Origin of the sequence: Pantanalinema sp., from assembly GCA_036704125.1 — a bacterium.
Classification (GTDB): domain Bacteria; phylum Cyanobacteriota; class Sericytochromatia; order S15B-MN24; family UBA4093; genus JAGIBK01.
This window is the reverse complement of the sequence record DATNQI010000011.1, coordinates 22,934-31,925: the sequence shown is the minus strand read 5'-3', so window position 1 is coordinate 31,925 and position 8,992 is coordinate 22,934. Positions and strand designations below refer to the sequence as shown.

Below are 8,992 nucleotides of genomic sequence, written 5' to 3'. Positions count from 1 at the left end.
GGGTGCCGACAGGGGGATGGTCAGGCCGACGGCGATGGCGATGGCCAGCCGGCGGCGGAAAGACGAGCGATAAGCCAAGATGGAGCCCTCTTCTAAGCGTCTCTCATTATAGAAGGGGGGGCAATTGGCTGTAAAGGCGCCCGGCAAGCGGCAGCGAGGCCTCCCAGAGGCCGCTTGCGGCTCCCTTACTGTGCGGCGGCCCGGGCGATCAGGAAGGAAGCCGCCCACATGAGCGGGCCGCCGGTGACCACCTCGCCCGACTCCGCCTTGATGAGCACCGTGGGCTCCCAGGTGCGGTCGTCGATGAAGCACCAGACCGGACCCAGCAGGACGAAATTCAGCAGGCAAGCGGTGGTATTCTTGCCGGGCCGATACCCGTAGCTGCGGGCGCGCGAATGGGCGTCCTTGACCTGGAAGGCGCTGACGTCGTAGGCGTCGCGCAGGGCCAAAAAGCCCAGGTCGTAGCCCTCGCCGTCCTCCTCGGTCTGGCTGAGGAAGGCCGAGGTCACGCTGTATTCCAGCTTGAGGACGCGCTTCTTGGAAGGGGAGTAGTAGGTGTGGCGGACCCGGCTGAGCAGCGAGACCTTCCAGAAGCCCCAGCCGATGTAGGCCTGGCGGGCATCGGGGGCCCAGGCGCGCGCCAGGGCCTGGGCCTTGGCCTGGGTGGTCTCGGGCACGATCTGGGTGGCGTAGGGGGCGCTCGTCTCGGCGGTGAGACTCGAGAGGCCCTTGACCAGGCCGCCGGCCTGGCCGATGGCGCGCAGGTGCTCCCACTGGAGCTCCTCGGCGGAGGCGGGGGGCACCTCGGGGGCCGCGGACACGGGGGCAACCGGCGCGCTCGCGAGCGGCGCCGCGGGCGCTTTGGGCGCGACGCTCGCGGCGGCCTGGGCGCGGGGCGGGGCGACCGAGACGGCGGGCGCCACCGCGCGGCCGCAGCCGCTGAGCAAGAGCGCGATCGCAATTCCCGCCTTCGCCGTCTTCATGCCGCCTCCTTCAAGAAAGAATCTCTTAACTAAGGGTTAAGGTTACTTTAACCCACACCTTTTCTCCTGTCAACGAAAAAAACGGCGCCCTCCGAAGTCGGAGGGCGCCGCGACAGGAGGGGGATTACTGGATCGCGCGCAGGGCGTTGACCCGGCCGGCGCCGTAGTAGGCGTCGCGCCCCCTGGGGCCCAGGTCGTCCGCGGAGTTCAGCACGGCGCGGCGGGCCTCGGCGCCCGAGAGGCGAGGCTTGCTCTGGAGCATCAGGGCGAGCACTCCGCTCACGTGCGGCGTGGCCATGCTGGTGCCGGCCAGGAACATGTGAGGCGCCGCCTGGAAATCGAAGCCCCCCTCGGAGTAGCTTCGCGCCTGCGTGCTCCAGGTGCTCAGGACCAGATCGCGCTTGGTGTGGATCACCGGGGTGAAGGTCGCCGGATCGAAGCCGATGCCGCCGCCCGGCGCCGCGATGTCCACCAGGTTCCGGCCGTAGTTGCTGTAGAGGGCGAAGGCGTCGAAATCCTGCTGGTTCTGGGGACCGACCGCCGAGACGGCGATCACCCCGTCCAGCTCGGCGGGCAAGAGGGCCGGGTCGATGTCCTTGCCGCTCATGCCGCCGTTGCCGACGGCCGCGACGATGATCGATCCCTTCTTCTTGGCGTAGCGCGCCGCGTGGCGGTAGGCCTTGATGGTCGGACGGTCCTCGCCCAGCGAGGTGAGGCTCATGTTGATCACCTGCGCGCCCTGGTCGGCCGCGTACTTGATGCCCTGCAGGATCCCGAAGTCGTCGCCCCAGCCGTCGGCGCCCATCACCTTGACGGCGATGATCGAGGCCGCGGGGGCCACGCCGGTCACGCCGTAGCCGTTCCTGGCCGCGGCGATGATGCCCGCCACGTGGCTACCGTGGCCGTTGTAGTCGACGAAGGTCGGCTCCTCGCCCACGAAGGAGGTGCTGCGGCGTCGGTCGAGGTTGGGCGCAAGGTCCGGGTTCTGGTCATCCACCCCGGTGTCCAGCACCGCGACGCGCACGCCCCGGCCGGTGTAGCCCCGATCCCAGGCCTCGGGGGCATGGATGCTGTCGAGGCCCCACTGGTAGCCCGAGAGGGGCTCGCCCGAGGCGCCAGTGGGGTCCGGCGCCTCGACGCTCGGGTCGAAGCCCGCGGCGTAGGCCTTCTGAACCAGGCCCTGCCGGGTGCTCGCCTCGACGCTCTCGACGCCGCCCACCTTGGCGAGCCTGGAAGCGAAGCTCGCCTGGTCGGAAACGACGAGCGCGACGCCCATGCCGTCGAGGCAATGGAGCAGGGTGCCGCCCGCTCCGGCGACCGTGGCCGCGAAGTCGGAGGGGATCTTCTCGAGCGCGAAGGTGACGACGTAGCGCTGAGCGCCCTTGGCGGCGATGCGGTAGGCGCTTCCCGAAGGGGCCATGCCCGTCGACGAGGTCTCCTGGACGAGGCCAGGAGAGACCTGACAGCCGGCGGCGAGCGAGACCGCCAGCAGCGGCCCGATCCAAAGCGTTCCCCTCTTGGTATCCTGCATCCTGCCCTCCTTGCGCGGCAAAGCGTCAACACCATCCAGGCGTTCTGAAGGGCTTATACCTCGCGATCTTCACGATCTCTCAACGAAGCGGGCAACTGAACGAGAATTAATCTTGCCGCAACAATCGCCCCTGCCCTCACATGGGAAGGGCCGTGCTCAGGATCCGGCGCCACCAGAGCACCCCCAGCACGAGAAGGGCCACGGTGGCCGCGCAGCCGAGCACGGCGTAGCCCAAGAAGAGACGACGCTCGACAGGCCCGAGAGGCTCGGCGCGCTCGCCGCGCAGCCTCGCGCGCAGGTAGGCGAAGGAGCGATCGCGCAGGTTGGGGATGCCGAGCCCGTCGGCGAGCACGTAGTAGCCGTCCAGCTTGGCGAAGGGGTTGAGGTCGAAGACGATCGAGCCGCCTGCGACGATGGCGAGCTTGAGGGCGATCGCGCGCCCCAGCTCGCCCACCGGCAGCCAGGCCCAGGCGATCACCGCCAGTGACCCGAGGCCCATCTGGTAATAGAGGCCGCCGAGACTCACGGCGATGCGATCGCGCTTGCGGGGAAGGAGGTGGGCGGCGCTCACGTCGCAGTACCCGAAGGGCATCCCCAGGTACAGCATCACCCCGATCCGGCGCACCGGGGCCCCGAGGGCGAAGCTGACCGCCGCGTGCCCGAGCTCGTGGACCGCGAGGGTCAAGAAGAGCAGCCCGTAGATCCAGGCGAGCGCATAGGGTTCCTCGAGGCTGGCAAGCCTGGAGATCATGCCCGCGAACGCGTCCCAGTCGGCGAGGGTCTTGGCGGAGGCGACGATCAGCAAGGGCACCCACCCGAGCCAAAGGAAGGGAGTACTCGCCGTCATGCGAAGAAATGGGGAGAGCCGCTCGAGCAAGACGGTCGGATCCCAGAGGGGCACCTTCCACTGAAGCAGATCCCGCCAGGTGCGCGCAGGCCCCGGCCGGACGGGTCCCGTTCGCCGATCGATGATCAAGCCGGCCTCGAGCAGACGCGCGGCGAAGGCCGCCACCTGGACGGGGGAAACGAGGCTTTGCGTCGCGTTCCATACCCGCGCGAGCACCTCGGGGTAGTCCTGCGAGGCGACGAGCGCCTCTGCGAGCGCGAACTCGGAAGTTGAGAAGCGCAGGTAGGTCCCGTAGCGCGCGACTCCGGCGATGAAGACGCGCTCTGCCCCCTGCGAGAACTCGCTGAACAGGCACTCGGGGTGCCATGCCAGCTGACCGAGCGAAGACCACACGGGCTCGGTGCCTGGCGGCTGCGCGAGAAAGGCCTCGGCAAGCGGGGGCATCGCCTGGGGGGAATCGAAGTGCTGCATGGGCCTCATGTACCCCGTTTCAGGGCACGCCCGGTCGGAAAGAAAGATTGCACGATTGTTGCATCAGGATGAATGGATGACTCATTCGCGTGAATTGTAGGTTAAAGCAAGCGATATCCTGTTAGACAGGTGTTATGACGCGGGTAGTAGAGAAGTAACGGATGGGACTCAGCCCCGCAACACGAGGAGGATGAACAATGCTCACCAACACCAAGCTCATCGATTTCGTGAACCGCGTCGCCGCCAACCACGAGCTGCGCACGTCGCTCGAGGCGGACTTCGATGGCACCCTCTCGGCCAACGGCATCGCCCTGAGCGGCGCCGAGCGCGAATCCCTCAAGGCCAGCTACCGCTACCTGCGTGCGGTGGACCCCATGACCCTCGAGAGCCGCATCGCGGCGGGAGGCGGCGGAGCCACGCCCGCCTGCTAAAAGGCCCCGCAAATCGGGTAGGAAGGGCAGGGGGGCACGTCCCCCCTGCCCCTGTTTTTGAAGGCAAGGAAGCGATGCAGCGAGCCAGCACCATGGAGCCAGCACCCGACCGGGAGTTCTTCGTCCAGATCTCGGTGACCAACCGCTGCAACCTCTCCTGCCGCCACTGCTACCGGGACGTGCGCACCGCCTTTCCCGACGAGTACAGCACCGAGGAGCTGATCGGCATCCTCCACCAGGTCCGCGACCTCGCGCAGGGCCTCGGCCGCGAGCCGAACGTCCTCTTCAGCGGCGGCGAGCCGCTCTCGCGCCCCGACCTGGGCCTGCTGGTCAGGGTGGCCCAGTCGCTCGGCATCGTGACCCACCTCAACACCAACGGCACGCTCATCACCCCCGAGATGGCCGCCTCGCTCAAGGCCTGGGGGATCCTGGGGGTCCAGGTTTCGATGGACGGCCCCACCCCGGAGACCCACGACCGCATCCGCGGCAGGGGCAACTTCGATCGCGCCCTGTCGGGGGTCCGCAACCTGCGCGCCGAGGGGATCGAGGTGATGTTCAAGGTCACCCTCATGCCGGGGGTCAACGACACGGCCATTCCCGGCTTCTATTCGCTCGCCAACCGCGAGGGGATCCACGTCCTCTCCTTCGCACGCCTCATCGCCATCGGGCCGGGAGCCCGCCTGCGCCAGCTCACCGGCGCCGAGTACCGCGCGGCCCTCGACGCGATCGCCGTCGAGGCAGCCAGCTCCCCCTTCACCAAGACCGAGATCCGCGACGCGGGCTTCGACCGCGCCTTCACGCTCGCCTACCCGCACATCTTCCACAGCGAGGAGGGCATCTCCTTCATGGCGCTGGACGCCGACGGCACGGCCTACGCCGGCCGGCGCACCCCCATCGTGATCGGGAACGTGCGCGAGTCGCGCCTCGAGGAGCTCTGGGAGCACCCGGTGCTCGCCGAGCTGCGGACCCGGCGCATCACCGGCAAGTGCGCGAGCTGCGAGCTGTTCGAGGTCTGCGGCGGGGGCTCGCGGGCGGCGGCCTACGGCGCGACCGGCGACTACATGGCCCCCGATCCCCACTGCTGGTACGAGCCGCAGGGGGCCAAACGAAAGGAGATCCTGGCGCCATGACCCGAACCCTCGGCATCGACCTGGGCAACGCCAAGGTCAAGTACGTCCTGCTCGAAGGCGCCGCCGAGGCGCCCCAGGCGCGCTGGGCCGGCTATCCGCTGCCCTTCACCCCGTCCCTGATGCCCGATCGATCGATCGACTTCGAAGGGGGGCTGATGGCCACCGCGAGCGCCTTTCTGGCCGAGTCGGGCCTTTCGGCCCGCCAGCTCGACCGGGTGGTGCTGGTGACCAGCCACTTCTACAGCTACCCCACCTTCGGTGCGGCCCTACACCACACCGCCCGCATGGCCCGGGCCCTCTTCGAGGACCGGGCCTTCCTCGTCGGGGCCGACGGCGTCCTGTACGACCCCGCCGAGGTACTGGAGGTGAAGGGGCGCCAGGTGCTCCGCTTCGCCGCCACCAAGTTCTGGGGCTCGGCCTACCTCGCCAGCAAGCTCGTGACGGACGGGCTCAGCGTGGACGTGGGCACGACCTCGACCGACGTGATCGCGATCCGGGGCGGGGCCATCGAGGGCGGCCCCATGGCGGACCCGGACGGCTACAACCTCTCCCGGCTCGAGACCCAGCGCCTGATGTGGTACGGCATGACGGCCACCCCGCTCGACTACGTCTCGAAACAGGCCTCGACCGGCGGCCGATCCTACCCCCTCTACCCGCGAATGGGCGCGACCGAGTGCCTCACCCGGATCCTGGACCTGGTGCCCAGCGAGCTGGCCGAGCGCCACGCCTACTTCGGGCGCTACATGAGCCGCGAGGCCGCGCTCTCGGACCTGGCCCAGGCCTTCGGCCTCGACCGGGAGCTGCTCGCGGAGCAGGAGCTGGTGGAGCTCGCGGACAACCTGCACCGCCAGCTGATCGCCCGGGTCGCCGAGGGCATCGCCCGGGTGGCCACCCAGGCGGGCCTGGGCAACCCGCGCCACGTCGAGGCGGCGGTCATGGGGCTCGGCAAGGACGCTCTCGCCCGGCCGGCCCTGCTCGCGTGCGGGGTGCCCCACGACCGCATCCGGGACCTCGAGGACGTGCTGGGCCCCGAGCTGAGCGCGGCCTCCACCGCCTACGGCGCGGCGCTCAAGGGTCTCGAGAGCCTCACCGGCGCGCCCCAGCCCATCGGCTGAGGCCTAGTTCGCCCTCAGCGTCACCAGGGTGATGTCGTCGAACTGGTCGGAGCCTTCCGAGAACTTGCGGATGGTCTCCAGGATGCGCGCCTCCACGTCCTTGGGGGCCTCCTTGCGGTTGGCGAAGACGATCTCGGCGAGGCGCTCCTCTCCGAACTGCTCGCTGGTCGGGTTGATGGCATCCTCCGCTCCGTCGCTGTACAGCACGAGCAGCTCGCCCGGCTCGATGACGGCCGTGTTGCCGTCGTAGGTCGCCGTCGGGAACATGCCGAGCGAGACTCCCTTGGCCTCCAGGCGGCCGCTGGTGCCGATGGGCAGGGGGTTGCCCGCGTTGGCGTAGGTGAGGGTGCGATCGCGCGAGTCGTAGACCGCGTAGAAGGCCGTCACGAACATCTTGCGCGACGGGCGGTTCAGGAAGATCAGCTCGTTCGCCTTGGCCATGACGTCGGTGGCCGACGGGTTGCCCGGCGCGATGGAGCGGAAGATGACCAGGGTCATGGCCATCAGGAGGGCCGCCGGCACCCCCTTGCCCGACACGTCCCCGATCAGCACCCCGAAGCGGTGCTCGTCCACCTGGATCACGTCGTAGAAGTCCCCCCCGACCTCGAGGGCCGGGATCGAGGTGGCGGCGAACTCCACCCCGTGCATGGCGGGGAGCGAGGTCGGCAAGAGGCCCGTCTGGACCTCGTGGGCAATCTCGAGCTCGCGCTTGAGGCGCGCCTGGCCCGCGAGCTGACCGAAGAGCTCGGCGTTCTTGATCCACAGCGCGAGGTGCTGGCCCAGGCCCACCATGAGCGTGCGATCGGTCGAGTTGAAGAGCTGGTCGCTCTTGCGCGGCCCGACCAGCACCAGCCCCACCAGCTCCTCCTTGAGGCGCAGCGGGGTGGCCGTCGCCTCGGACATCCCGGGCAGGTCGATGGGATCCAGGCTGATCGACAGGCCGCGCCCGACGAACAGCGCCCTGAGGGCGGGATCCTCCTGGGCCAGGACGATGGCCCCCGGCGCGGCGAGGCCCTTGCTCTCGCGGAGCAGAAGCGCTCCGCTCTCCCCGTTCTTGAGCAGGACGGCCACGTAGGTCGGCTGAAGGGCATGATCGATGGTCGAGACGAAGGTCCTCAGGAGCTCCTGGGGATCGAAGGTCTCTCGGGCGCGATCCCCGAAGTCGGTCAGCAGGCGCGCCAGGTCGTAGCCGCTTCGGAAGAAGAGCTTGTCGACCAGCACCTTGGTGCGATCGCGCAGGGGCGCGACCAGCAGCACGACCACGCCGGTCGCGATGATGCTCGCAGGATCCATCTGGCCGCCGGTGCCGAACAGGCTGCGGATGCCGAGGGTCAGGACGAAGTAGGCCATCGCCAGGGCGACCGACATCAGCGAGTAGGTGACGGTGCGCTTGATGATGACGTCGATGTCGAAGAGGCGAAGGCGGACGATGGTGTAGGCGACGGAGGCCGGGAAGATGACCATGCCGAAGAAGGTCAGCTCCCCGAAGGGGATCGTGACGCCGAGCCCGGCGAGGGTGTTGAACACGATGGCCGGCAGGAACGCGAGGAGGGCGCCCCAGAGGATGACGTTGGCCTGCCGCTTGATCTGGGGGGAACTGGTGGCGCTCCAGCGCGCCCAGAACGAGGAGGCCCCGATGAGCAGGACCGAGATCGAGTCGACGGCGAGGATGCCGATGAAGTTGTTGGGCCATACTGCCGGCTGCTCGAAGCTCCACATGGTGAAGGCCATGTAGCCGAGGCCCAGGATCATGTTGACCAGCAGGATGCGCGGCAAGCGCTTGATCACGGGGAGGGGCCGCGGCACCAGCATCGCGAGGTTCAGGGCCGCGAACCCGAGCAGGGCGAAGGATGGATTGTGGGGGAAGTAGGTGAAGACGTGATCGGCGATCCCGTCGAACGCGGTCATGAGGAAGGTGCCGAAGAAGACGCAGAACAGCAGGTGCGCCCGTGCGGTGGTGTCGCCCGGCTTGACGATCGAGACGAAGAGGCCCGTCAACAGGTGAAAAAGGCCGATCCCCCAGAAGGTCAGGAAGAACCCCACCCAGTCGTTGAGCCTGAAGGGCTGCGACGGGACGGTGAGGCTCATCTTGGACATGCCGGCGGAAGTCGGGCGCTCCAAGGTGTAGGTGAAGACCGTGCCGGGCGGCTTCGCCCTCACGATGCGGTAGAGCTCACCACCGTCGCGGACCGGAGTCCCGTTGACCGCCAGGAGGTGATCCCGCTGCTTGATCCCGTTCTGAAAGCCGGTCCAGCGCGCCGAGGAAAGCGAGTCGACCGAGTTGTTCCGCAGGACCACGAAGCCCGGGAAGGGGCGATTGATCCAAGCGAGCGAGAGGACGAACGTCGCGACCGCCACGACCAGCAGCGCGGACATGGTGCCCCAGAAGGCCAGCTTAGAAAGACGTTTCACGTTCACGAAATTGCAATCCTATGGGTTGGGTAGTAGCCTTATACCATAGCTCGGTCTTTTCTATCGCCGGAA

7 protein-coding genes are annotated in these 8,992 nt (G+C 68.3%); 3 read left to right on the top strand and 4 right to left on the bottom strand.

Annotated elements, in window-relative coordinates:
- Positions 1–185 precede the first annotated feature (185 nt).
- The 3 genes from V6D00_01490 to V6D00_01480 form a co-directional block, all read right to left on the bottom strand.
- Positions 186–983: a hypothetical protein gene (locus V6D00_01490; protein HEY9897828.1), complete on the bottom strand. Its 798-nt coding sequence runs from the start codon at positions 981–983 to the stop codon at positions 186–188.
- 124 nt (positions 984–1,107) lie between these two features.
- The gene (locus tag V6D00_01485; GenBank protein ID HEY9897827.1) at positions 1,108–2,514 is read right to left on the bottom strand and encodes a S8 family serine peptidase; all 1,407 of its coding nucleotides are present in this window, start codon (positions 2,512–2,514) and stop codon (positions 1,108–1,110) included.
- A 136-nt stretch (positions 2,515–2,650) separates the two neighbouring features.
- Complete coding sequence (locus V6D00_01480) at positions 2,651–3,832, bottom strand: hypothetical protein (protein HEY9897826.1); 1,182 nt, start codon at positions 3,830–3,832, stop codon at positions 2,651–2,653.
- Between the two features lie 197 nt (positions 3,833–4,029).
- Here V6D00_01480 and V6D00_01475 point away from each other — a divergent pair, with 197 nt between their 5' ends.
- The 3 genes from V6D00_01475 to V6D00_01465 all read left to right on the top strand — a co-directional run bounded on the left by V6D00_01475 (position 4,030) and on the right by V6D00_01465 (position 6,508).
- Positions 4,030–4,263, top strand: coding sequence for a hypothetical protein (locus tag V6D00_01475; protein HEY9897825.1), 234 nt, complete (start codon positions 4,030–4,032; stop codon positions 4,261–4,263).
- A gap of 74 nt (positions 4,264–4,337) precedes the next feature.
- The gene (locus tag V6D00_01470) at positions 4,338–5,393 is read left to right on the top strand and encodes a radical SAM protein (GenBank protein HEY9897824.1); all 1,056 of its coding nucleotides are present in this window, start codon (positions 4,338–4,340) and stop codon (positions 5,391–5,393) included.
- Positions 5,390–6,508: a hypothetical protein gene (locus tag V6D00_01465; GenBank protein HEY9897823.1), complete on the top strand. Its 1,119-nt coding sequence runs from the start codon at positions 5,390–5,392 to the stop codon at positions 6,506–6,508. Before V6D00_01470 ends, V6D00_01465 begins: the two co-directional genes overlap by 4 nt.
- A 3-nt stretch (positions 6,509–6,511) precedes the next feature.
- Here V6D00_01465 and V6D00_01460 read toward each other — a convergent pair whose 3' ends face one another.
- Complete coding sequence (locus tag V6D00_01460) at positions 6,512–8,920, bottom strand: SpoIIE family protein phosphatase (protein HEY9897822.1); 2,409 nt, start codon at positions 8,918–8,920, stop codon at positions 6,512–6,514.
- Positions 8,921–8,992: the final 72 nt, after the last annotated feature.